We start from the raw sequence: 26,713 nt of genomic DNA, 5'->3' as shown, positions 1-26,713 counted from the left end.
TTATAGCTTTTAACAAATATATTGTTTAATGTGTAATTTTGAGTTCTTTTTTTTATGCAATGTATTAATTTTGATCGTTAAAATAATTTTATATATAATTTATTTGGAATATAAGGATTAAAAACTATATTTGTGCAATCGATTACATTATTGTAAAGCTGTAATTTTAAAATCTTGATTTTAAGATGTTTGTAACTTGCTTAATACTGAATCGATTTTCCACGAAAATAACTATCAACTAAAATAACCATATTACCATGAGTCAAACCGATACTGTTACAGTAAATCAAACCCTTAAGTCTGCAGGAAAATACCGCTGGAGTATATGCGCACTGCTTTTTTTTGCCACCACAATTAATTATCTGGACAGACAGGTTTTATCATTGACTTGGAGTGATTTTATTGCACCTGAATTTCACTGGACTAATAATGACTACGGAAACATTACAGCTTTGTTTTCGATATTTTATGCAGTTTCCTTATTGTTTGCCGGAAGGTTTGTAGACTGGCTGGATACCAAAAAAGGATTTCTCTGGGCAATTGGAATTTGGTCGGTAGGAGCCTGTCTTCATGCTTTCTGCGGAATTGCTACATCCGGAATTATTACAGGAGACTGGTTTGTAGGTTTTCACGGTTCAAAAGAAATAATCAGCACTGTAAGTGACACGGCGATGGTAATCAATGTAAGTGTGGCATTATTCATTTTTGCCCGTTTTGTTTTGGCAGTTGGAGAAGCGGGAAATTTTCCTGCGGCAATTAAAACGACAGCTGAATATTTTCCTAAAAAAGACAGGGCTTTTGCTACCAGTATTTTCAACGCAGGTGCTACCGTAGGAGCTTTAGCAGCACCAATTACGATTCCGTTTATCGCTAAATCTTTTGGATGGGAAATGGCCTTTATTATCATCGGAGCATTAGGATTTGTATGGATGGGATTCTGGATGTTTATGTATGATAAGCCGGAAAGACATTCAAAAGTATCGGCCGAAGAATTGGCTTATATTCAGCAGGATGATATTGAAGACAGTAAAATAGGTTTTAGACCAGAGGCTAAAGGAAAAGTATCTTTGGTAGATTGTTTTAAATACAAACAAACATGGGCATTTGCTTTTGGTAAGTTTATGACAGATGGTGTCTGGTGGTTTTTCTTATTCTGGACTCCGGCCTATTTAAGTTCTGTGTACGGAATGGATTCTACAGAAGCAGCATTGCCGTTATTTGTTTTGTACATGATCACGTTGTTGTCAATTATCGGAGGATGGCTGCCAACTTATTTTGTAGATAAAAAAGGCATGAATCCGTATGAAGGAAGAATGAGAGCCATGTTGATTTTTGCTTTCTTTCCATTATTAGCTTTGATCGCACAGCCATTAGGTTATATCAGCTATTGGGTACCGGTTATTATTATTGGAATTGCGGGTGCGGCACACCAATCCTGGTCTGCCAATATTTTTACTACGGTGGGAGATATGTTTCCTAAAAAAGCAATTGCAACTATTACCGGAATCGGAGGTTTAGCAGGTGGAGTAGGATCAACTTTAATTAATAAAGGGTCAGGTGTTTTGTTTGATTATGCAAAAGATACCAACATGGTTTTTATGGGTTTTAAAGGAATTGAAGCCGGGTATTTTATCATTTTTTCTATCTGTGCGGTATGTTATTTAACAGGCTGGATTGTAATGAAAACATTGGTTCCAAAATACAGTCCGATTACCAATCTCTAACCAGGATTTTTCGAAACTAACTAACCAACCTAAACCAAATACCACAAATGAATCAAGCTAATGCAGCAATAGGAAAATACCGTTGGACAATTTGCAGTTTAGTTTTTTTTGCAACAACGGTCAATTATCTCGATAGAAATGTAATAAGTTACCTTAGGCCTTTTTTGGCAGAAGCGTTTCACTGGACACCAGAGCAAGAAGTTATAGATTATTCTAATATCGAGTTGGCATTTAAAATTGCATACGCTTTAGGGATGCTGGTTGCAGGAGGAATTATTGATAAGTTAGGAACTAAATTGGGGTATGCAATTGCAACGGGTTTATGGAGTTTAGCGGCAATTGGACATGCATTGGCAACTGGAACGGGAGGTTTTTTAATAGCCCGCGTGTTTTTAGGAGTTACAGAAGCGGGAAATTTTCCGGCCGCAATTAAAGCAACAGCCGAATGGTTTCCGCAGAAAGAAAGAGCTTTAGCAACTGGAATTTTTAATTCAGGAAGTAATATTGGGGCTATTATTGTTCCGTTAACAGTTCCTCATATTGCAGAAAAGTATGGCTGGCAATGGGCTTTTATTATAACTGGAATTGTTGGTTTTGTATGGCTTGCGTTATGGTTTTTATTTTATGAAGTACCTCAGAAACAAAAACGTTTATCTCAAGCAGAATTAGAATATATTACGTCAGATAAGCTGGATGAACCAGTAGAAGAATCAAAAGAAAAAGTTTCCTGGATAAAGTTGCTTTCATTTCGTCAAACATGGGCTTTTGCTATTGGTAAATTGTTGACAGATCCGGTTTGGTGGTTTTATTTGTTCTGGTTACCAGATTTCCTGATGAAACAATATAAGCTAACAGCTACTGAAATTATTTGGCCTTGTGCTTTGGTTTATATGATTGGAAGTATTGGAAGTATTGGTGGGGGATGGTTGCCGTTGAAATTGATAAATAATAATTGGCCGGCTTATAAGGCTCGTAAAACAAGTATGTTATTATATGCTTTTGCAGTTTTACCTGTTTTATTTGCACAGCAATTAGGAACAATAAATATTTGGTTTGCTATTTTGGTTATTGGTCTGGCAGTTTCAGCACATCAGGCATGGAGCGCAAATATTTTTACAACGGTTTCAGATATGTTTCCAAAAAAAGCAACTGCATCTGTTACAGGATTAGGAGGAATGTTTGGAGCGCTTGGCGGAATTTTGTTAACCGTTTTGGTTCAGAAAAATATGTTTGTGTATTATACAAAACTAGGAAAAGTAGAAACAGGTTATTTTATTATGTTTTGTATTTGTGGAGCATCATATTTACTGGCTTGGCTGATTATGCATATCCTGGTTCCAAGAATGAAAAAAGTAGAATTATAAAAGCAAAAATAGTTGAATTGAAATAATTTTTGGTTTGAATTATGGTTTTTCAATATAAAAAATTAATTTTGTGCAATCGATTACATTAAATAAAAATTATGACAAAATATAGTTCAAGATACGCGTCAAGCCCGGAAGCTGTAAAAAAATATGACACACAGCAATTAAGAGAAGAATTCTTAATTGATGACTTAATGCAGGAAGATGAAGTTGTATTGGTTTACTCTCATTATGATCGATACATTGCAGGATCTGCAGTTCCTGTAAAAGGTGATTTAGCTTTAGAAACAATTGATCCTCTTAAAGCGCCTTATTTTTTAGAAAGAAGAGAATTAGGAATCATCAATGTTGGAGGAACCGGTTCTGTGGTTGTTGAAGGAACAACTTATCAATTAGGTTTTAAAGACGCTCTATATATCGGAAGCGGTAATAAAGAAGTAATCTTCAAAAGTGATGACAGCAGTAATCCGGCTAAATTTTATTTAAACTCTGCACCGGCACATACAACATACCCAACTAAAAAAGTAAGCTTAGCTGAAGCTAATAAATTGCAATTGGGAACAATGGAAACGGCAAACCACCGTACAGTAAACCAAATGATTATTGGAAGTGTGGTGACGACATGTCAATTGCAGATGGGAATGACAGAATTAAAACCGGGAAGTGTTTGGAATACTATGCCGGCACACGTTCACGATCGTAGAATGGAAGTGTATTTTTATTTAGATATTCCACAAGATCAAGCGGTTTGCCACTTTATGGGACAGCCTCAGGAAACAAGACATATCTGGATGAACAATCATCAGGCAGTAATTTCTCCGCCTTGGTCAATTCACTCTGGTTCAGGAACCAGCAACTATACTTTTATCTGGGGAATGGCAGGTGAAAACTTAGATTACGGAGATATGGATGTTTGTAAAATCACTGATTTAAGATAAGAAAATGACAAATTTATTTGATATACAAGGAAAAGTTGCTCTTATCACAGGAAGTACACACGGACTGGGAATGGCAATGGCAAAAGGATTAGGTCAGGCGGGTGCAACGATTGTTGTAAACGGAAATTCTTCTCAGGAAAAAATTGATAATGCTGTAGCAGAATTAAAAAGCGAAGGCATCAATGCGGTAGGTTACAAATTTAATGTAACAGAAGAGCAGGAAGTAAAAACGGCTGTTCAGAAAATTGAAAGTGAAGTCGGACCAATCGATATCTTGATTAACAACGCTGGAATCATCAAAAGAATTCCGCTTCTTGATATGGAAGTTTCAGACTTCAGAGAAGTAGTGGATATTGATTTAGTAAGTCCGTTTATCGTTTCTAAGCATGTTGCAAAAGGAATGATCGAAAGAAGACAAGGAAAAATCATCAACATCTGTTCTATGATGAGTGAGTTGGGTAGAAACACCGTTTCTGCTTATGCTGCAGCCAAAGGCGGTTTAAAAATGCTGACTAAAAACATGGCAACAGAATGGGCAAAATACAATGTGCAGATTAACGGAATCGGCCCTGGATATTTTGCAACAGAACAAACAAAACCAATTAGAGTAGACGGACATCCGTTTAATGATTTTATCATTAGCAGAACCCCTGCGGCAAAATGGGGAGATCCAAGCGATTTAGCAGGAGCAGCAATATTTTTATCTTCCAAAGCGAGTGATTTTGTAAACGGTCATATTTTATATGTCGACGGCGGAATTCTTGCTACAATTGGAAAACCTTCAAACGAAGAATAATTCTCAAATTATATTTAAAAAGACATGAGCGCAAATACATTCATACATGACAATTTTTTATTAGAAAATAAATACGCTGAAGAGTTATATCATAATTACTCTAAAAATCAGCCAATTATTGATTATCATAATCACTTAAATCCGCAGTTTATTGCAGAGGATAAGATTTTTGATAACATTACCAATGTATGGATCAATGGAGATCACTACAAATGGCGTGCAATGCGTACATTAGGAATCAACGAACAGTTTGTAACCGGAAATGGTTCAGATAAAGATAAATTCTTAAACTGGGCAAAAACAGTTCCGTACACAATGCGTAATCCTTTGTACCACTGGACACATTTAGAATTAGCGCGCTATTTTGATATTTATGATTTGCTGAATGAAAAATCGGCTGAGAAAATTTATACTGAAACTACAGAGAAAATAAATTCTCAGGCTTACAGTACACAAAACCTTCTTAAAAAAGTTAATGCTGAATTAGTTTGTACCACAGAAGATCCAATTGACAGTTTAGAATTTCATAAAAAGTTCGCCAACAATTCAACCGGAATCAAAATGAGTACGGCTTTCAGACCTGATAAAGCCATCTTAATTGCTAATGATGGTTATAATGCATATCTGGACACATTAGGGGATGTGTCCGGATTTGCAATTAATTCTTATGCTGATTTATTAGCGGCATTAAGAAACAGAATTGAATACTTTAATGCAAACGGCTGTAAATTAAGTGATCATGGATTAGATCAGATTTACTTCGAAAACTTTACAGAAAGTGAAATCAATGCTATTTTTAAAAAGAAAAGAGAAAACGGGGAATTATCTCCGGAAGAAGCATTGAAATTCCAAAGTGCTGTTTTGATTTTCTTATGTGAAACCTATCATGAATTTGGATGGGTACAGCAGTTTCACTTAGGAGCATTGCGTAACAACAATGCCCGTATGCATAGAATTTTAGGTCCGGATACGGGATGGGATTCGATTGGTGATTATCCGCAGGCACAAAAATTATCAGGCTTTTTAAATGCTTTAGACAGTAAAGATAAATTGACAAAAACGATTATCTATAACTTAAATCCAGCGGATAACGAAGTTATGGCAACTATGATTGGAAACTTCAACGACGGAAGTGTTCGCGGAAAAGTACAGTTTGGTTCAGGCTGGTGGTTCTTAGATCAGAAAGACGGGATGACGAAGCAGTTAAATGCGCTTTCAAATATGGGCTTAATCAGCTGTTTTGTGGGGATGCTGACAGATTCAAGAAGTTTCTTATCGTTCCCAAGACACGAATATTTCAGGCGTATTTTATGTAATCTTTTAGGAGACGAAATTAAACGTGGAGAACTTCCAAATGATATGGAGTGGATCGGGAAATTAGTTGCTGATATTTCATACAACAACGCAAAAGAGTATTTCAAATTTTAATTTTTCTAACCATTAAGAAATTAAGAAAATTAAGTTTTTGCTCTAAATAAGTAGTTACTTAAATAATAAAGATATTTAAGCAGGTCGGCTTTATAATCTTAATCTTTAATAGTAAAGAAAGCATACAGTTAAGCTTAATTTTCTTAATCTCTTAATGGTAAAATATAAAAAAGATAGTATGAGTAGAGTAGTTGCATTTGGAGAAATCATGCTGCGCTTGTCAACAGAAAGACATTTACGCTTTTCGCAGTCTGCAGCATTTGGTGCTACATACGGAGGCGGAGAATTTAACGTATGTGTTTCTTTGGCTAATTATGGTGTTAACGCTGAGTTTGTAACAAGATTACCACAAAACGAGATTGGTTTATCGGCTTTGAAAGAAATCCGAAAAATGAATGTCGAATCCAAAAACATTGTTTACGGAGGAGAACGTTTAGGGATCTATTTTTTGGAAACCGGAGCGGGAACGCGCGGCAGTAATGTAGTGTATGACCGTGCACACAGTGCTATGTCAACCATTGAAAAAGGACAAGTTGACTGGGACAAAGTTTTAGAAGGAGCTGAATGGTTTCACTGGAGCGGTATTACTCCGGCTATTTCTCAGACTGCGGCAGAAGCCTGTTTAGAAGCAATTAAAATCGCTCATAAAAAAGGAATTAAAATTTCCTGCGATTTAAACTATAGATCGAAACTTTGGCAGTACGCAAAAACTCCGGACGAGGTAATGCCGGAAATGCTAAAATACAGCAGTGTTATTTTAGGAGACATTGATACCGCTTATTTTATGCTGGGAATCCCTAAAGTAAATCCAAATTATCAGGACGAAAAAACACTTCCGGCTGTGTACGATAAATTGTTCGAATTGATTCCGAATCTTAAAATTGCGGCAACAACACTTCGTTATTCGGTGAGTGCTTCACACCAGAGAATTGGCGGAATTTTGTACGACGGAAAAGCAGTTTACAGCGCAGCAGTAAAAGAAGTAACACCTGTGGTGGATCGCGTAGGAAGCGGTGATGCTTTTATGGGCGGATTAATTTACGGATTGTTAGAATATCAAAATAATAATCAAAGAGCTTTAGATTTTGCAGTCGCTGCCTGTTGTCTGAAACATACAATTGCAGGAGATTATAACCTGGTTACTTTAAAAGAAGTTGAAAATATGATTGATGGCGATGGTTCTGCATTAGTATCAAGATAATTTATTAAAAATATGGCAAGATATTCAAGAATAGAGGTAGCACAGACAATGAATGATAACGGAATGGTACCGTTGTTTTTTCATTTTGATATCGAATTAAGTAAAAAAGTTTTAAAAGCCTGTTATGACGGAGGTTCCCGATTAATGGAATTTACCAGCAGAGGAGATTTTGCCCATGAAGTTTTCGGAGCTTTAAACAAATATGCTTTGGCAGAACTTCCGGGAATGATTTTAGGCGTTGGTTCCGTTACAGACGCAGCATCAGCTTCATTGTATATGAGTCTGGGAGCAAATTTTATTGTAACACCGGTTTTCAGGGAAGATATTGCCATTGCCTGCAATCGTCGAAAAGTACTTTGGTCACCTGGCTGTGGTACACTTAGTGAAATAGCAAGAGCAGAAGAATTAGGCTGCGAAATTGTAAAATTATTTCCTGCCGATACCTACGGACCGGAATTTATCAAAGCCATAAAGGGACCATGTCCGTGGACGAATATTATGCCTACCGGAGGAGTTTATCCAACAGAAGAAAGTCTGAGTTCATGGCTTAAGGCGGGAGCAACCTGCGTAGGTCTGGGGTCTCAGCTAATCTCAAAAGATATATTGGAAAATAAAGATTTCGACGGTTTAACGACAAGGGTTAAACAAGTTCTGGAGATTATAAAAAAGATACGAAAATAAATAAGGAGTAATCATGCCGATTCCTTATTTGAATGCGTTTTTTTTAGATTTTAGAGATTGTAACTGAGCATTACGCTTGGAGAATAAAATCTGTGATTCCTCACAGCAGATTTTGTTTTAATTACAAGTGTAATGTTTCATTTACAATGCAGGATCCATAAAAAGAAATAAGGTTTTAAGTGATTCTTTATAACACTTTAAAGAGAGAATTAAAATGGAAAAAATTAACAGATCAAATTCAGAGTTTTCAAACAGGCTTCCTATTAAAATTGTACAATTTGGAGAGGGTAATTTCTTAAGGGCTTTTGTAGAGTATGCTATTCAGAAATTAAACCAAAAGGCAGATTTTAATGCCGGAATTGCTGTTGTTCAGCCTATTGATAAAGGGCTGGTGAATATGATCAATGCGCAGGATGGATTGTACACTTTGTTTATGAAAGGTGTAAAAAAAGGCGAGGAAATCCAGGAAAAAGAGTTGATTACCAATATTGTAAAAGCAGTAGATCCGTATGCTTCTTTTCAGGAGTATTTAGCTTTGGCTAAAGAAGAGGAACTGGCTTTCATTATTTCTAATACTACCGAGGCAGGAATCGAATACATCGCTTCTGACCTTCCGACTATGCAGCCGCCGGTATCTTTTCCTGCTAAATTAACCGTGCTTCTGCATGAAAGATTTAAGCACTTTAATGGCACAGCAGATAAAGGATTAACAATCATTCCGTGCGAGTTAATTAATTATAATTCCGATACTTTAAAAGAAATTATTCTAAAGTACTGTGTAGACTGGAAATTAGAGCAGGAATTTGTTTCCTGGCTGCTAAACAGCTGCAGTTTCCATAATACACTGGTAGATCGTATTGTTCCGGGCTATCCAAAAGACCAGATCGAGGAATACAACAGTCAGTTAGCGTATAAAGATGATCTGATTGTAAGTGCCGAAACGTTTTTCTTATGGGTAATTGAAGGTGATGATGAACTGAAAGCCAAACTTCCGTTTGATGAAACAGATCTTGATGTAAAGATTGTTGAAGATATGCAGCCGTATCGTACCCGTAAAGTTAGAATTTTGAACGGAGCACATACGGCTATGGTTCCTTTTTCTCTGCTTTACGGAAATGAAACCGTAAAAGAAACAGTGGATAATCCTTTTACAGGGGAATTTATTAATAAAGCCGTTTTTGAAGAGATCAATGAAACTCTGGAAATGGACAAGGATGAGCTGGTCAGTTTCTCTGAAGAAATCTTAGATCGTTTCAGAAATCCTTTTATCAAACACTTATTATCTTCTATTGCTTTAAATTCTGTTTCGAAATTTAAAGTACGTGTGTTACCAAGTTTAACAGGATATGTAAAAATCCATAAAAAACTTCCGGTTCATTTAACATTTGCTTTTGCGGCCCTGATCCGTTTTTATAAAGGAACATGGAACGGCGAGAGTCTTCCGGTAAATGATAGTGAAGATATCGTTACATTTTTTGATGGTTTGTGGAAATCAGATGATTATGAAAAAATAGCAAGGTTAACTTTGCAGAATAAAAGCTTTTGGGAGGAAGATTTAACAGAAATTCCTTCATTAACAAAAGCGATTACAATTGCTCTGGAAGAAATTGATGCTCACGGTGTTGAAGCCGGGTTTGCTAAATTTCAGGAAAGGATAAAATAAAAAAAAACAAAAAAAGACAAAAAGAACAAGGGTTGATTATGGCAGTGCAGAAAAAATTAATAAAAGTACATCCAACGGATAATGTTGCGGTGGCTTTGGTAGATCTTACAGCAGGTGAGATAATTGATTTCGAAGGGGAATTAGTTACAGTTGAGTCTGATGTAAAAATGAAACATAAGATTGCGATGGTCCCTTTTAATGTAGGGGACAGAATCATTATGTATGGTGTTTTAGTTGGAAAAGCAAGCGAAAGAATCGAAAGAGGAGGACTGCTTTCTACGGCCAACGTAAAACATGAAAGTGATAAGGTGACGGGTAAAACCGAAACTATTGGCTGGACAGCACCCAATATTGACAAATGGAAAGACAGAACCTGGCAGGGGTATCACAGGGAAGACGGACAGGTTGGAACTGAGAATGTGTGGTTGTTTTTTCCATTAGTATTCTGCGAAAACAGAAATATCGAGATCTTAAAAGATATTTTTGAGAAAGAGCTGATGAAGCCAAAAGAAAATGATTATCAGTTATTGCTGCGTTCTCTGGTAAAATCTGAAACAGGTGGTACAGGTAACGAAGCGGCTTCAAACGATGCAGATTTATTCAATAACATTCAGGTAAAGTTCATTACACACCAGGGAGGATGCGGCGGAATTCGTCAGGATTCTCATAGTCTGGCTAAATTGCTGGCAGGGTATGTAAACAATCCAAACGTGGCGGGAGCTACGGTCTTGAGTTTAGGATGTCAGAACCTTCAGATTCAGATTTTCAAAGATGCTTTAGATGCGATTAATCCGGACAGCAAAAAGCCGGTTTTAATTTACGACCAGCAGTCTATTGGGAAAATCGAAACGATGTTAAGCAGCGTAGTAAAAGATACTTTTGAAGCGATTAAAAAAGCCAATCAGATTCAGAGAGAACCAGCTCCATTGTCTAAATTAAGAATTGGTTTAGAATGCGGCGGATCTGACGGATTCTCAGGAATTTCTGCAAACCCAACATTGGGAGTGTTATCTGATCATTTAGTTGCTTTGGGAGGAACAACAATTCTTTCTGAATTTCCTGAGTTATGCGGAGTAGAGCAGGAATTAGTAAATCGTTGCATAGATGATAAGGATGGGAAACGTTTCTTAGACTTGATGAAATGGTACGAAAAAACAGTTGTTGATGCAGGTTCAGGATTTGATATGAATCCTTCTCCGGGTAACATTAAAGATGGTTTGATCACGGATGCCATGAAATCGGCCGGTGCTGCTAAAAAAGGGGGAACATCGCCAATTACAGGTGTTTACGATTATGGAGAATATATTAACGAACCAGGTTTTACGTTGTTATGTACACCAGGAAATGACGTAGAATGTACAACAGCTATGGTAGGTTCCGGTGCCAATATGGTATTGTTTACAACCGGTTTAGGAACGCCTACAGGAAACCCGATTGCTCCGGTTGTTAAGATTTCTTCTAATAGCCAGCTGGCTAGTAAAATGTCGGATATTATCGATATTGATACAGGTGGAATTATTACAGGAGAAAAATCAATTGAAGAAATGGCAGATGAAATGTTAGAATTTATCATCCAGATTGCCAGTGGTAACATTACAACAAAAGCGGCTCTTTTAAATCAAAACGATTTTATTCCGTGGAAAAGAGGAGTATCTCTATAATATTTAAACTATAATTCATTAAAGTCCATTCGAAACACGTTTTTGAATGGACTTTTTTATTGGTGAATTTTCTTTTTAAAAACAGTTTGTTTTCCGGGAAATTTTTAAACCATATAAGTTATATGAGTTCATTTAATAGATTCAGAATAATTCACTGTTAAATGCCGGCTTAAATCAACGCATATGTTTTTTATGTTCCTGTTTTAATGCTGCACAGTATTAAGCGCACAGTCTAAATAAACTTATATGCCCTTATATGGTTGTTCAATACGTTACGTTTTTTATGGTACGCAGTAGTATTAATACACAGTTTAAATGAGCTTATGCATACTTACATAGTTAAATTCATCAAAGCCTTTTAGAAATTTTTTCGGGAAGACGATTTGCGGATATGCAGTTCCGGTGCCAGTACCACCTTTTTCTCAATTTTAATAGTATCGGTTTTGTCAACCTGTTCCAGAAAAACACGCGCAGACATTTTACCCATTTCAAGAGGTGACTGGTCAACAGAAGTAATTGATAATTCCATGAATTTCGTAAACGGCTCGTTACTGAAACCGGCTACACAAAACTCACCTGGAATACTGATGTTTCTTTCCTTCAGTTCCTGAATGGCGCCTAATGCAGCAAAATCACTGGCAGAGAATATAGCATCTGGGGGAGTTTCTAACTGCAGTAATTTATCGACAGCTTCTTTTCCGGCTTCAACACTACTTTTAGTGTAGATTACATATTCTTCTTTAAAATCGATATTATGATCCAGTAAAGCCTGTTTGTAACCTAAAAACCTGTTTTTGAAGATTTCAAGAGACTGGTCTCCCGAAAAATGCGCAATATGACGGCAGCCTTCATTGATTAAATGTTTGGTGGTCAGGTAACCGCCTCTGAAGTCATTTATGGTAACAGAGCTTACTCCTTCAATATGTTTGCTTCGGTCAAAAAAGATCAAGGGAACATTTTTCTGTAATACATATTGAAAAGCACCGTCGTTTTCGTCAGTTACATCCGTTACAGACATTAAAATGCCATCGACCTGTGCATCGATTAAAGTATATAGATTTTCGTTTTCTCTTTTTTTACTTTCATGGGTCTGGCAGATAATTACCTGGTAACCATGCGGGTGCAGTTCCTCTTCGATTCCCCTGATGACAGAGGCAAAAAAGTTGCTGTCTATACGCGGAACAATGACCCCGATATTATTACTTCGGCCGCTTTTTAATGCTAAAGCAAGTTTGTTCTGCTTATAGTTCATTGAGGCTGCGGTTTTGATAACCAGCTCGCGGGTGCTTTCCTTTATCTTCGGGTTGTTATTCAATGCTCTGGAAACAGTAGCGGCAGTGATATTCAGTTTTTCAGCAATATCATAAATGGTTACTTTTTCGCTCATCAAAAAGAGTTTTACAAGTTAAATTAAACGACAAAAATACATTTTTTTTTATGTAATCCGATAGGTAATGTTATCGATTACCACAATTAATAACTATAAGGTTTTATATTTTACAATGATAATAAATTATAATAATTTTTGCATTAAATGTAATTATAATTCTTAATAAAAATTAAAAATACAATATTTTTCTAAATTAATTTGGTTCATTAGAACATATTTTCTACTTTCGTGTAATCGATTACATGAAATTTAAGGCTCTGGCCTTATTAAACTTGAACTCTGCACAGATGATTAGAAATAAGGATATAGCGTTTAAATTCATTGTTTTCTTAGCTTTTACAGTCGTTTTGACCATATCCTGTGCTAAAAGAACAGGAGATGTTTCAGAATTGGATCCATGGAAAAGAATGGAATTGACGATTAAAAGCATTCCCGCGGTTCATTTTCCTGATAAAACCTATAATATCAATGATTACGGTGCGGTTGCCGATGGTAAAACTATGAATACTGCCGCGTTTGAAAATGCCATTAAGGCCTGTGCTCAAAATGGAGGAGGAAAAGTTCTTGTTCCCAATGGAAAATATCTTACAGGAGCCATTCATTTAGAAAGTAATGTAAACCTTCATTTAGAAGATAAAGCAGAAATTCTTTTCAGTTTAAATCCAAACGATTATCCTATAGTACACACTTCCTGGGAAGGTACAGAACTCATGAATTATTCCCCGCTTATTTATGCAAAAGGAAAAACAAACATAGCTGTAACCGGAAAAGGAACTCTAAACGGACAGGCCGACAGTACCAACTGGTGGATCTGGTCGGGAGGCAAAGGATACGGCTGGAAAAAGGGAATCCCTTCTCAAAATGATCCTGCCAATCGTGAAGTCCTTGTTGATATGGCTGAAAAAGATATTCCGGTGGCTGAAAGAATTTTTGGAGACGGAAGATACCTGCGTCCCAATTTTATTGAGTTTTTTGAGTGTAATACGGTTTTGGTAAAAGATATTACCGTTATCAATTCTCCTTTCTGGATTCTGCATCCCATAAAAACAAACAATATGATTATCGACGGGGTAACCGTAAACAGTCACGGTCCAAATAACGATGGCTGTGACCCCGAGTATTCCCAAAATATTGTAATCAAAAACTGCACTTTTAATACCGGTGACGACTGTATTGCTATTAAAGCCGGACGTGATGCGGATGGTCGTAGAGTGGCAGTACCAAGTAAGAATATCATTGTTCAGAACTGCAAAATGATTGACGGTCATGGCGGAGTTGTTATTGGAAGTGAAATATCTGCCGGAGTAAATAATGTATTTGTCGAAAACTGCGTAATGGACAGTCCTAATCTGGATCGTGCTATTCGTATTAAAACCAATTCAAGACGGGGAGGCATTATCGAGAATGTTTTTGTAAGGAATCTGAAGGTCGGAACAGTGAAGGAATGTGTATTGAAACTGAATATGTTCTATAATGTTTACGGATCACAAACCGGAAATTTTATACCCATAATCAGAAACATAAACCTTGAAAATGTAACGGTACAAAATGGAGGGAAATACAGCGTATGGGCAGAGGGTTATAAAGAATCTCCTGTTGAAAATGTTACGCTGAAAAATGTAAAAATAGAAAAAGTAGACTCTGTTTATTTATTAAAAAATGTAAAGAATATCAATTTTATAAATACCTATATCAATGGAAAGAAAGTAGAATAATAAAAAACTTGTAACATTTAACCAAACCACAAAACCACTTATGAAAATTAAACAACTACTAAAGAAGAGAGTAAAATACAATCTCGTATTTTTATTCTTTCTGAATTTTCTGCTGAGCACCGCAATGAACGCTCAGTCTACTGTAATAGAAGGAAAAATTACAGATGCTTCCGGATTATCGCTGCCAGGTGTTAATATCCAGGAAAAAGGAACCAAAAACGGAACTTCTACCGATTTTGAGGGAAGTTTTAAAATTAATGTAACCAGCAGTAAAGCGGTTTTAATAATCAGCTATTTAGGATTTCAGACACAGGAAGTAAGCGTTGCCGGAAAGAAAAACATTACGGTAAGTCTTGCTGAACAATCTAATTCGTTAAACGAAGTGGTTGTAGTAGGATACGGTTCTGTAAAGAAAACCGACCTTACAGGATCAGTTAGTACCATTAGCGCCGCTACTATTACCGAAAGAAATACCATAAGTCCGCTGGAAGCTATTCAGGGAAGTACTCCCGGAGTGCAAATTTCCTCTTCTACAGGTCGTGCCGGAGACGGATTTAAAGTGGTGATCAGAGGAAACAATTCCCTGATTGCTGATTCAAGTAACTCCAGTATGGTGGGGTCGTCACCTTTGTATGTCGTAGACGGTGTGCCTATGGACGGAATTGATTTTCTGAATCCGCAGGATATTGCCCGAATGGACGTTTTGAAAGATGCTTCTTCAGCAGCTATTTATGGTTCAAGAGGATCTAACGGAGTTGTTATTGTAACTACTAAAAGCGGTACGAGTGCTAAAGCAGGAATCAGTGTGACTTTTGATACTTCTTACGGAAATAAAACAGCAGCCCGATTACCTAAAATGATGACAGGGGAAGAATGGTGGAAATTTCACCAGGTGGCGTATATGAGTGCAACACCTCAGACACAAACCCCGGCTCAATTAGCGGCGCTGGCCGGAAATCAAAGTCCGTTACTGGTTTCCCGTGCCAACAGCGGTTATAATTTTGACTGGTATGATGCCGTACTTCAGAGTGGTATGACCGAGAATAACTATCTAAACATTTCAGGCCGTTCAGATTCAGGTCTGAGTTATAACCTTGGATTTGGAATTCAGAGTGACCGCGGACTTATCGATAACGATTCAACCGATAAATATTCCTTTAAAGTAGGGTTAAATCACAAAATTAACGACAAGTTTTCTACCGGGGTTAATGTTACCATTGCCCGATTAGACAATCAGCTGGGGAGTGATTTAGCCATGCAGGATGCTTTTAGGTTAAGTCCGCTGATGTCGCCATGGGCAGTGGATGCCGACGGAAATGAGAGTGTGGGCACCCTGTTTTTTCTTCCGGGTAAATTAACGTATCCTGACGGTTCATGGGCCGTTAATAAAACGAGTACCGTAAATCCGTTAATGGAAATTGCCAATTCTTCGCAAACCGAAAAAACATGGCAGACTGTGGGAAATGCTTATTTTCAGTACCAGCCTTTAAAATGGCTTTCGTTTAAAACGACATTCGCGGCCGGGGTAATGGATACAAGAGAATCAGCCGCTTACAAGGCACAGACCAATGCCGGAGTAACCCTTAACGGGAAAAATTCGGCAACACTGGAAAACTTCAATAATTTTAATTATACCTGGGACAACCAGATTGACTTAAAACATACTTTTAATGAGGTACACGATTTCAGCTTATTGTTACTGCAGAGTTTGTATTCCAATGTAGACGAATACTCCTCTTTGTATTCCAATAATCAGCCTTTTGATGTAGGGACAGACAATATGGGCTCCGGTGTTCAGACCAGTTATGTAGTAAAATCTTCCTATGCTAAAAATACCCTGAATTCTTATGCTGTTCGTTTAAATTATGCCTTTAAAGACAAATATTTAATTACGGCTTCAACCCGATGGGACGGTTCTTCGGTTTTATCGGCAGGAAACAAATGGCAGAGTTTCCCTTCTGTAGCTTTAGGATGGAAATTAAGTAAAGAATCTTTCTTAGAAAACAGTTCTTTTGTTTCGGATTTAAAACTGCGCGCCAGTTTAGGATATACCGGAAATGATAATGTGGCTCCTTATACTTCTCAGGCTCTGCTAAATCAGCAGACATTTTATGCCGCAGGACCAAACGTAGTTTCGGGCTGGCAGTCTGAAAATCTGGCCAATGCCGACCTGACTTGGGAAAAGACCAGAGAGTATAATTTAGGAATTGATTTTGGATTCTTAAGAAACAGAATCTCCGGTACCATTGATGTGTACGACCGTTTATCTGATGATTTGATTTACAAGCAGCAGTTACCGGCAGAATCCGGCTGGAAAAATACATTTGCCAATGTGGGGTCTGTAAGTAACAAAGGAATTGAGGTGATGTTAACTACGAAAAATGTAAAATCTGAAAACATAAACTGGGAAACCACTTTTACTTTTACTAAAAACGTAAACAAGCTTGAATCTATTTACAATCAGGATAAAGTAAGTGATATAGGAAACAAACTGATACTGGGTGCTCCGCTGAATCCAAATTACAATTATGTGTATGATGGCGTATGGCAGGAAAGTGAAGCAGCACTTGCGGCTTCTTACGGACAGGCACCGGGTCAGGCCAGACCAAAAGATCTAAATGGTGATGGTAAATTTAATCAGGATGACAGAACGGTTATTGGAAATCCTAATCCGGAATGGCAGGGAAGTTTATATTCTAAATTAACGTTCTGGAATTTTGATTTTAATTTTTCAGTTCTTACCAGCCAGGGACAAACAGTACTGAGTACATTTCACCAGAACTTTGCCGATGTAAGCGACAGAGGACGCCAGAAATTAGCGATGGACTATTTTATTCCCACAAACGGTACGGGGATCGAAGCCAATGCCAATAATACCAACCCAAGGCCAGGACCGGTAGCAACGGGGGCAGGAGCGTACTGGACGTCATTATTTGGGTATTACAGAGATGTTTCTTATGTAAAAATCAAAAATATATCTTTAGGGTACACCTTTAATTCTGAGTTACTTAAAAGACTTAAAATTACTAATTTAAGAGTGTATGTAAATGTTTTGGATCCATTTGTATTTACAGATTTTGACGGGTATGATCCGGAATGGGCAGCTTCGCCTTTTGGAGTAAACCGTCCGGCATCTGTAACAACTCAATTGGGACTAAGTGTTAAATTTTAATGAAGATATCAAATGAAAAAAATAATAATAATGTTAGGAATATTGGCTGTATCGGTTAGTTCATGCAGTGATTATATTGAGGAAGACAGCCGTTCTTATGTACCGGCTGATGCGACCTATAAAACAGCATCCGGTTATCAGCTGCTGATCAATACCAATTATGCCTGGTTAAAAAGTATTTACGGCGGAAATCCTTGGCTTTTTGAAGCAGGAACCGATATGTATGCCGAAGGAAGAACTCCGGAGCCGGCAGGTTTGAGTCAGTACACACTTTTAATTCCTTCATCAGATAATGTGGCTGATTTGTATACACCTTGTTACCAATTGATTCAGTCTGTAAATAAATCAGTTTATTATTCGACAGTAACAGAACAAACGGCCAATTTGAACACTTTGGTTGGTGAGGCCAGATTTTTAAGAGCGCAGGCCTATTTTTTACTGGTACAAACCTATGGTGGTGTACCTATTGTAAATGAGCATATCACCACACCGGTTTTGTCGTTTTACAGAAACACTGCCGAAGAAGTGTATACTCAAATCATATCCGATCTGGATTTTGCACTGGCTAATGTGGGAACAACAGCTTACAGTACCGCAGGTAAAGTAAATAAAAGAGCGGTTAATGATCTTTTGGCTAAAGTATATTTAACAAGAGGCTATGAGACTTTTGGTAAAACCGATGATTTTTCGAAAGCGGCGGCTTATGCAGATGCTGCGATTGCAGGTCAGGGATTAAATATTCCTTTTAGTGATTTGTTTGTTACAACAGCCAACAGTGACAACGATTTAAATGCTGAAACCATTTTTTCAGTACAATATGATAAAGCATCTACAAGTACAGATCCTACGAAACTTGGAAATAATCAATTTTATTATTTTAGTTCGTATTTAGGAGGTGCTGAAACGGGTGCTCCGTTAAGAAGCTATAATTTATGCCCGACAGATTACGCTTTAGGTTTATATGAAAAAGGAGATGAAAGATGGAAAGCTACTTTCATGACAGAAATTCTTGAAGAAACAGTAACTGCAGATGGAAAATCTAAAACAACCCTTTATTATCCTTATTACAGACCAACCAATGCAAGTGCTGTAAAAGTTAGGCATTTTTACGAACCAAAGTGGTTCACCCCGGCAGACAAAGAGGCCTGGATGACAGAGAATGCCTCCAGATTATCTTCTACATTTGTATACCATCCCTGGGGGGAATACTCGGCAGCTCATACCTTAATTAAAAATTTAGATTGTTATACCATTCCAGTTAAGAAGTTTGATGATGCAAACCCTACGACTCCTTCCAGTACAGGTCCTGTGAGCACCAGAGATATTATTGTAGCAAGATTAGGCGAAACTTACCTAATTGCGGCCGAAGCCTATTTAAAAGCCGGACAGCCTGCAACAGGTTTAAACCGTTTAAATGAAGTAAGACGAAGAGCAGGAGTGACCAATGCGCTGGCTGCAGAATTTAATATTGATTATATTCTGGACGAAAGAGGAAGAGAATTATTAGGTGAATACAAACGCTGGTTTGATTTAAAACGTACCGGAACTTTAGTAGCAAGGGCTTCAGCACATAATTATAAAATAAAGGCCGCTAATTTTGTTGGTGTAGACGGTCAGCTGAAGATTTTGAGACCAATTCCGCAAACGGTACTGGATTTAAACCAGAATAAAGATTTTCCTCAAAATCCGGGTTATTAATAATTAGTTAGTTTTTTGAGAATATTTGTTTTTTTGAAGAAGTTAAAAAGGAGCCGGATCAAAGTGTCGGGCTCCTTTCTTAACTAAAAAGTAAAAGGTTTTTTTAATGCGAAAATTAGTATATTTAATAATATTGTTTTCCTGTGCTGTAAGCGCACAGACTGCTTATAGCGTTGATACGTCCTATACAGTAAAAAGTACCTATAAAAAAATAATCAAAAAATATCCTTCGATTACTATTCCGGTTTTAGAAAAGGCAAAAAATGTAGATCAGTTTTCGGATATTGAATATTTTTCGGGAAAAGAAAGACAGCTGCATCTGGACGCATTTATCTGTAATTCAAAAAAGAAAAACCCGGCGGTCATCATGATTCACGGCGGTGGATGGCGGTCAGGAAATAAAAACCAGATGAACCCTCTGGCACAGGAAATAGCGGCAAAAGGATATTCCTGTTTCACCATTGAATACAGGCTGTCACTCGAAGCTAAATATCCTTATGGAGTACTGGATGTAAAAAATGCGATAAAGTTTATAAAAGATAATGCAAAGAAATTCAGAGTAGATCCGGACAAAATTGCGGTCTTAGGCTGTTCTTCAGGAGGCCAGATGGCAGCTTTGATTGGTACTACAAATGATAATCCGCTTTTTGAAGATCCGGCTTATGCAGGTAAAGCTTCTTCAAAAGTAAATGCCATTATCAATATAGACGGTGTTTTAGCCTTCAGACATCCTGAATCTTCAGAAGGTGAGATGGCTTCTTTTTGGCTCGGAGGTACTTATGAAGAAAAAACAGAAAACTGGAAGAATGCTTCGGCTTTAAGCCATACCAATAAAAATACACCTCCGGTATTGTTTATAAACAGCAGTATAGACCGGTTTCACGCCGGACGGGATGATATGATTACAATTTTGAATCAATACAATATTTATAATGAGGTTCATACTATTGCCGATTCACCTCATTCCTTTTGGTTTTTTCAGCCCTGGTTTGACCAGACAGTCGAATTTACCACTCATTTTTTAAAGAGAGTATTCAAATAATTACATACAATCATAACAAAAATGACAGCCCGAGTTGTATTGAATAAAAAAGAAAAAATCTAAACGAACCTCAAAAAGCAAATGCATATGTGTATTTCATGTTTTACTAAAATTAATTTCAGAAGACCGGTTCTGTTTGTATGTCTTGTTGTAACGACTGTTATTTTTGGTCAGGAAAAGTCAGAAAATGGTACAGACGTTCTTCCGGACGGCTTAAAATGGTCTGAAAGAACAGCACTTTCGATACTTAATAAATATCCTGAAGCATGGCGGCTTGATGGAAACGACAGCCCTAAGTGGGATTACAAAATGGGCTTTGTATTGTCCGGTTTCGAAAAATTATATCAGGAAACCAAAAATAAAAAGTACCTTGATTATATTAAAAACTATGTAGACGAAAGGATCGACAGCGATGGAAATATTAAAAAGTATGAGCTGAAAGAATACAATATCGATAATCTGAATCCGGGAAAACTACTCTTTAATTTGTATGACCTGACCAAAGATTCCCGTTATTTTGAAATTACAGGAAAATTGAGAAATCAGCTGGAAAGTCAGCCCAGAACAGCCAGCGGCGGATTTTGGCACAAACAGATTTATCCCAATCAAATGTGGGTTGACGGTTTGTATATGGCAGAACCTTTTTATACTCAATTTACCATGAAATATGAAAAAGGAAGGAGTTTAAACGATATTGCAAAACAGTTTGAGCTGGTACATGATCATATGATTGATAAAAAAAGCGGACTGGTGTATCAGGCCTGGGATGAAAGTAAAGAAATTGCATGGGCAGACAAACAAACAGGAACTTCGCCCACAGTCTGGGGCAGAGGAATTGGATGGTATATGACAGCATTGGTCGAAACACTGGATTATTTCCCGAAATCACATCCAAAATATAAAGTTCTGGTACAGTATTTAAACGAGATAGCAAAAAGTGCAGATCAGTACAAAAGCGAATCCGGTCTATGGTATCAGGTAGCCGATAAAACGCAGCTATATGCCAATTATACAGAACCATCTGCTTCAGGAATGATTATTTATGCTTTTGCAAAAGGAGCGAATAAAGGGTATCTGCCTTCGGCTTATAAAAGAACAGCAAAAAAATCATTTGAAAGCTTTATAAAGGAATTTGTAAAAGTGGATAAAAAAGGAGAAGTCAATGTTCTCAATGTATCGTCAAATGTGGGGCTGGGAGGCAAACCTTTTCGGGATGGCACAAATGATTATTATCTTATTGCCAAAACAAAAGAAAACGGAGCAATTGGTTTAGGTGCCTTTTTATTGGCATCCATAGAATTAGAAAAATAGTAGAATTAAATATATTTTGAAATGAAGAATAGCAGGAAACACAGTTTGATGTCGGTTGTATTAGTTTGCCTAATGGCTTTTACGGGCTGTAAAGTAACGTCTCAGGAAGCGGCAGGAAAAGAGATCATGATATCCAAAGACATGAAATGGTCAGATAAAATGGCCTTAACCTTAATGAAACGCCACCCGCAGAGTTATATGCTCGATGATGCCAAAAAGCCCAAATGGGACTATGTACACGCACTGGTTTTACATTCAATAGAAGAATTAAATAAGAAAAACCCGGACCCGAGATACAAAGCTTATATAAGAGGATATGTAGACGAACTGGTTCAGGAAGACGGAAGTATTAAAACATACGAACTGGATAAATTCAATATCGATTTAGTAGTACCGGGACGTTTGCTTTTTGCTATTTATGACGAAACAAAACAAGACAAATATTTAAAGGCGTTACAATTAATACGTAAACAGCTTACAGAGCAGCCTCGTACACCAAGCGGCGGATTCTGGCACAAGCAGATTTATCCAAACCAAATGTGGCTTGACGGCTTATATATGGGAGAACCATTTTATGCTGAATATACTTTAAAATTTGAAAATGGAAAAAGTTTTGACGATATCGCAAAGCAGTTTGAGCTGATCCAGCAGCATGCTACCGATCCTAAAACGGGATTGTTATACCACGGCTGGGACGAAAGTAAACAAATGCCCTGGGCGAATAAAGAAACCGGAAATTCACCAAACTTCTGGTCAAGAGCATTAGGATGGTACGTAATGGCTTTAGTAGATGTATTAGATTATATGCCAAAAGAACATCCCAAAAGAAAAGAGCTTATCAAATACTTAAACAATGCTTCGGCAGCTTTAGCCAAATATCAGGATAAATCAGGTTTATGGTATCAGGTAACCGATAAAGGCGGAGAAAAAGGAAATTATCTGGAAGCTTCAGGTTCTTCAATGTTTGCTTATGCTTTCGCAAAAGGAGCAAACAAAGGGTATCTGCCTTCAAAATATAAAAAACTGGCCAATAAAGCTTTTGACGGACTAACTCAGGTTTTGATTAAAAAAGTAGACGAAGACGGCGGTATTACCTTAACAAACTGCTGTCAGGTTGCCGGCTTAGGAGGAGATCCTTATCGTGACGGCTCTTATGAATATTATGTAAACGAAAGAAAAAAAGACAACGACCCTAAAGCAACAGGTCCTTTTATTTTAGCCGCTATAGAACTGAACCGATAACAAGTTTCACAAACCCGACAGGTTTTTAAGATCTGTCGGGTTTAACTAAAGTAATACCAAGATGAAAAACATAAAAATCGTCTTTTTTTTCCTTTGTATTTTTTCATTTCAGAAAAATACGGCACAAGTCTGGACACCTGACAATGGAGACGGAACCTATACCAATCCTATTATTCATGCTGATTATTCAGATCCTGACGTTGTTAGGGTAGGAGATGATTTTTACATGACAGCATCGTCTTTTAACTGTATTCCGGGACTGCCGATCCTGCATTCAAAAGATCTCGTAAACTGGAAAATTATAAGTTATGCCCTGCCTAAACAGCCGCCATTTGAAACGTATGACAAAGTACAGCATGGAAACGGAGTTTGGGCGCCCTGTATTACCTATCATAACAATGAATTTTATATTTATTATCCGGATCCCGACTTTGGAATTTATATGATAAAATCTAAAAAAGCAGAAGGCCCGTGGTCAGAACCTGTTTTGATAAAAGGAGGAAAAGGATTGATTGATCCGAGTCCGCTTTGGGATGACGACGGAAAAGCCTATTTAGTGCACGCCTTTGCCGGAAGCCGTGCCGGAATTAAAAGCCTGATCGTGGTATGCAGTATGAATACTGACGGCACTATGGCTAATAATTATGAAGTAATGGTTATTGACGGCCACGATGGTGAAGGAACCATTGAAGGACCAAAATTCTACAAACGAAACAACTACTATTACATTTTTGCACCAGCAGGTGGTGTACCTACCGGCTGGCAGACCGTTTTAAGGTCTAAAAATGTTTTTGGTCCTTACGAAAAGAAAAAAGTTCTGGAACAGGGATCCACTAAAATCAACGGGCCTCATCAGGGAGCCTGGGTACAGACACAAACGGGAGAAGACTGGTTTATTCATTTTCAGGATAAAGGAGCTTACGGAAGAATTGTGCATTTACAGCCCATGAAATGGGAAAAAGACTGGCCGGTAATGGGACAGGATTTTGATAAAAACGGAATAGGAGAACCGGTTACCACTTTTAAAAAACCAAATGTTGGTAAAAAATATCCAATAGAAAATCCTGAAACGTCAGATGAATTTAATGAACCTAAATTAGGATTACAATGGCAGTGGCAGGCCAATTCACAAATCAACTGGGGTTTTCCAACCAGTATGGGATATCTGAACTTGTTTTGTCAGAACACCTTAGATGAAAATAAGAAAATATCAGATGCTCCTAATTTACTGCTTCAGAAGTTTCCGGCAGAAGAATTTACAGCAACAGCAAAAATAACTTTTAATACAAGAGTAAACGGAGAATCTACCGGTTTGATTGTTATGGGATTAGACTACAGTTATCTGTGTTTTAAAAACGATAATGGAAAAGTATACTTAACCCAAAGAACAGGAACTTTTAAAAAGACCACTCCCGAAACAGAGTCAAAACCGATTCTGATTTCTGAAAATACCATATATCTGAGAGTTAAAGTAAAGAAAGGCGGAATCTGCAGTTTCTTTTACAGCCTGGATGATAAAAAATATCAGGCAGCGGGCACTGATTTTACAGCAGCAGAAGGAAAATGGATTGGAGCCAAAATGGGTCTTTTTGCTTTAAGCGAAAAAACGACCAACGATTCAGGAAATGTTGCTGTAGACTGGTTTAGAATAACAAAATAACTTGACAATGATTCAGTTAAAGAAAAGCATAATTGTATTTATTTTAGGATTGGGGTTTAGTGCGGGCGCTCAGAACACCTATAAAAACTGGCCGGATATTATTCGTAAAAACGAAGCTTCCTGGTTTGGTACCGAAGAAGCAAAAAAGATTGCCGAAAATGTTCTGTTGTACCAGAGGGATATTGGTGGCTGGCCCAAGAATATTCAAATGCAGAATGAACTTACAGTCTCTCAGAAAAAAGAACTGCTTGAAATAAAAAAGACCACCAAAGAAACCACAACAGACAATGGAGCAACCACTCAGGAAATGCTTTTTATGTCAAAAATGTATGCACAGGTAAAAGAGGAACGTTACAAAGCGTCTTTCTTAAAAGGACTGCATTATTTACTGGAAGCTCAGTATGCCAATGGCGGCTGGCCTCAGTTTTATCCGTTGAAAAAAGGATATTATACCCATATCACTTATAATGATGATTCTATGGTGCGCATTCTTACTGTAATGAAAGAAGTAGCCAATGAAACTGATTTTTACAGTATTAAACCCTCAAAGGAAATGGTATTACAGGCAAAAACAGCTTTTGATAAAGGAATCGACTGTATTCTTAAAACCCAATACCAACAAAATGGTGTTTTAACGGCCTGGTGTGCCCAACACGATGAAGTAACGTTACTGCCTGCCAAAGCAAGGGCTTATGAACTTCCTTCACTCAGCGGGAAAGAATCGGCCAAAATTGTCCTGCTTTTAATGTCTGTTGAAAAACCTTCACCGGAGATTGTTACCGCTGTAAAAAATGCTTATGCGTGGTTTGAAAATACAAAAATCACCAATCTGGAAGAAAAACGTATTGTAAACGAAGCAGGAAAAATAACAGACAAGAAAATGATTCCGGTTCAGAATGCACTTCCTATCTGGGCAAGGTTTATGGAACTGGACACTAACGAACCTTTTTTTTGTGATCGTGACGGAATTAAAAAGAAATCGCTTGATGAAATTGGTTCCGAACGCAGAAACGGTTATGCCTGGTATACAGATGAGCCTAAAGAAGTTTTAAAAAAATACGCTGCCTGGGCCGTAAAAAACGGTACGAAGGTTTCGGAATCAGATAAAAAAAGTATTACTTACATTACCGTAGCACAAGACGGTTCAGGAGATTTTGAAAAAATTCAGGACGCTGTATACGCTTGTCCGGCATTTCCTTATGAGAAAGTTACCATCTATGTTAAGAACGGAACTTATAACGAAAAAGTCCGAATTCCGGAATGGAACACCAATGTTGTTTTACAGGGAGAGAGTAAAGAAAAAACCATTATCACCTTTGATGATAATTTTTCTAAAATTAGTTTAGGCAGAAACAGTACTTTTTATACTTATACCGTTTTAGTCGAAGGCAATGATTTTTCGGCTTCTAATTTAACCATTAAAAATGCATCGGGAGATAAAGGGCAGGGAATTGCCTTGTCCGTTACCGCTAATCGCGTTAAGATTTCAAACTGTATTATGCTGGGGAATCAGGATACTTTATATCTCTCAGGGCAAAACACAAAACACTATTTTAAAGACTGTTATATCGAAGGAACTACTGATTTTATTTTTGGAGGAGCTACTGCTTTGCTTGAAAACTGTACTATTCACAGTATTAAAAGCTCCTATATAACAGCAGCTTCCACTCCCGAAGGCATTCCATACGGTTTTGTTTTTAAAAATTGTAAACTGACAGCAGAACCTTCTGCCAATGCCGTTTATCTGGGAAGACCCTGGCGTATTTATGCCAAAACGGCTTTTATAAACTGCGAAATGGGAAAACAAATAAAACCCGAAGGCTGGGAGAACTGGTCAAAACCAGAAGCAGAAAAAAAAACTTTTTATGCAGAATACAACAACAGCGGAGAAGGATTCCAGCCGGCAAAAAGGGTATCATGGTCGCATCAGCTTAAAAAGGCAGAAGCAGAAAAATACACAATAGAAAATATTCTAAAAGATGCAATTCCTAACTGGTATTTAAAATAAAGACCGGAATAAAATACAA

General features: G+C 37.4%; 18 protein-coding genes. 17 read left to right on the top strand and 1 reads right to left on the bottom strand.

Features of this window, described 5'->3' with window-relative positions; translation table 11 throughout:
• The first annotated feature begins 257 nt into the window (after positions 1–257).
• From ACODST_RS10390 to ACODST_RS10350, 9 genes are all read left to right on the top strand, one after another.
• Positions 258–1,724 carry an MFS transporter gene (locus ACODST_RS10390; protein WP_488932049.1) on the top strand — a complete coding sequence of 489 codons (1,467 nt, stop codon included), beginning with the start codon at positions 258–260 and terminating at the stop codon, positions 1,722–1,724.
• Positions 1,725–1,771: 47 nt separating this feature from the next.
• Entirely contained in the window at positions 1,772–3,088 is a 1,317-nt protein-coding gene (locus ACODST_RS10385; protein WP_488932048.1) for an MFS transporter, read from the top strand.
• Positions 3,089–3,186: 98 nt separating this feature from the next.
• The gene (kduI, locus tag ACODST_RS10380) at positions 3,187–4,026 is read left to right on the top strand and encodes a 5-dehydro-4-deoxy-D-glucuronate isomerase (protein WP_488932047.1); all 840 of its coding nucleotides are present in this window, start codon (positions 3,187–3,189) and stop codon (positions 4,024–4,026) included.
• 4 nt (positions 4,027–4,030) lie between these two features.
• Positions 4,031–4,822, top strand: a complete 792-nt coding sequence (locus tag ACODST_RS10375) for a gluconate 5-dehydrogenase (RefSeq protein WP_488932046.1) — start codon at positions 4,031–4,033, stop codon at positions 4,820–4,822.
• A 24-nt stretch (positions 4,823–4,846) separates the two neighbouring features.
• On the top strand, positions 4,847–6,250 hold the full coding sequence (gene uxaC / locus ACODST_RS10370) for a glucuronate isomerase (protein WP_488932045.1): 1,404 nt from the start codon (positions 4,847–4,849) through the stop codon (positions 6,248–6,250).
• 178 nt (positions 6,251–6,428) lie between these two features.
• Positions 6,429–7,451, top strand: coding sequence for a PfkB family carbohydrate kinase (locus ACODST_RS10365; protein ID WP_488932044.1), 1,023 nt, complete (start codon positions 6,429–6,431; stop codon positions 7,449–7,451).
• Positions 7,452–7,463: 12 nt separating this feature from the next.
• A complete protein-coding gene (locus ACODST_RS10360; protein WP_488932043.1) occupies positions 7,464–8,132 on the top strand; it encodes a bifunctional 4-hydroxy-2-oxoglutarate aldolase/2-dehydro-3-deoxy-phosphogluconate aldolase in 669 nt (222 codons plus the stop codon).
• Between the two features lie 214 nt (positions 8,133–8,346).
• On the top strand, positions 8,347–9,795 hold the full coding sequence (locus ACODST_RS10355; protein ID WP_488932042.1) for a tagaturonate reductase: 1,449 nt from the start codon (positions 8,347–8,349) through the stop codon (positions 9,793–9,795).
• A 38-nt stretch (positions 9,796–9,833) separates the two neighbouring features.
• Positions 9,834–11,456, top strand: coding sequence for a UxaA family hydrolase (locus tag ACODST_RS10350; protein WP_488932041.1), 1,623 nt, complete (start codon positions 9,834–9,836; stop codon positions 11,454–11,456).
• Positions 11,457–11,814: 358 nt separating this feature from the next.
• Here ACODST_RS10350 and ACODST_RS10345 read toward each other — a convergent pair whose 3' ends face one another.
• Complete coding sequence (locus tag ACODST_RS10345; RefSeq protein WP_488932040.1) at positions 11,815–12,843, bottom strand: LacI family DNA-binding transcriptional regulator; 1,029 nt, start codon at positions 12,841–12,843, stop codon at positions 11,815–11,817.
• Positions 12,844–13,133: 290 nt separating this feature from the next.
• Between ACODST_RS10345 and ACODST_RS10340 the strand changes: the two genes are divergently transcribed.
• The 8 genes from ACODST_RS10340 (at position 13,134) to pelA (ending at position 26,694) form a co-directional block, all read left to right on the top strand.
• Positions 13,134–14,561 (top strand): glycoside hydrolase family 28 protein, encoded by a 1,428-nt coding sequence (locus ACODST_RS10340; RefSeq protein WP_488932039.1) that lies wholly within the window; start codon positions 13,134–13,136, stop codon positions 14,559–14,561.
• 40 nt (positions 14,562–14,601) lie between these two features.
• Positions 14,602–17,733 (top strand): SusC/RagA family TonB-linked outer membrane protein, encoded by a 3,132-nt coding sequence (locus ACODST_RS10335; protein ID WP_488932038.1) that lies wholly within the window; start codon positions 14,602–14,604, stop codon positions 17,731–17,733.
• 12 nt (positions 17,734–17,745) lie between these two features.
• Complete coding sequence (locus tag ACODST_RS10330) at positions 17,746–19,431, top strand: RagB/SusD family nutrient uptake outer membrane protein (protein ID WP_488932037.1); 1,686 nt, start codon at positions 17,746–17,748, stop codon at positions 19,429–19,431.
• 106 nt (positions 19,432–19,537) lie between these two features.
• On the top strand, positions 19,538–20,473 hold the full coding sequence (locus tag ACODST_RS10325; RefSeq protein WP_488932036.1) for an alpha/beta hydrolase fold domain-containing protein: 936 nt from the start codon (positions 19,538–19,540) through the stop codon (positions 20,471–20,473).
• Positions 20,474–20,560: 87 nt separating this feature from the next.
• Positions 20,561–21,784, top strand: coding sequence for a glycoside hydrolase family 88/105 protein (locus ACODST_RS10320; RefSeq protein WP_488932035.1), 1,224 nt, complete (start codon positions 20,561–20,563; stop codon positions 21,782–21,784).
• A 21-nt stretch (positions 21,785–21,805) separates the two neighbouring features.
• On the top strand, positions 21,806–23,026 hold the full coding sequence (locus tag ACODST_RS10315; protein WP_488932034.1) for a glycoside hydrolase family 88/105 protein: 1,221 nt from the start codon (positions 21,806–21,808) through the stop codon (positions 23,024–23,026).
• A 61-nt stretch (positions 23,027–23,087) separates the two neighbouring features.
• Positions 23,088–24,686 carry a glycoside hydrolase family 43 protein gene (locus tag ACODST_RS10310; RefSeq protein WP_488932033.1) on the top strand — a complete coding sequence of 533 codons (1,599 nt, stop codon included), beginning with the start codon at positions 23,088–23,090 and terminating at the stop codon, positions 24,684–24,686.
• Positions 24,687–24,693: 7 nt separating this feature from the next.
• The gene (gene pelA / locus ACODST_RS10305) at positions 24,694–26,694 is read left to right on the top strand and encodes a pectate lyase (RefSeq protein ID WP_488932032.1); all 2,001 of its coding nucleotides are present in this window, start codon (positions 24,694–24,696) and stop codon (positions 26,692–26,694) included.
• Positions 26,695–26,713: the final 19 nt, after the last annotated feature.

It is taken from the genome of Flavobacterium sp. FG19 (assembly GCF_057809475.1).
This window is presented reverse-complemented; position numbering and strand designations above follow the sequence as displayed.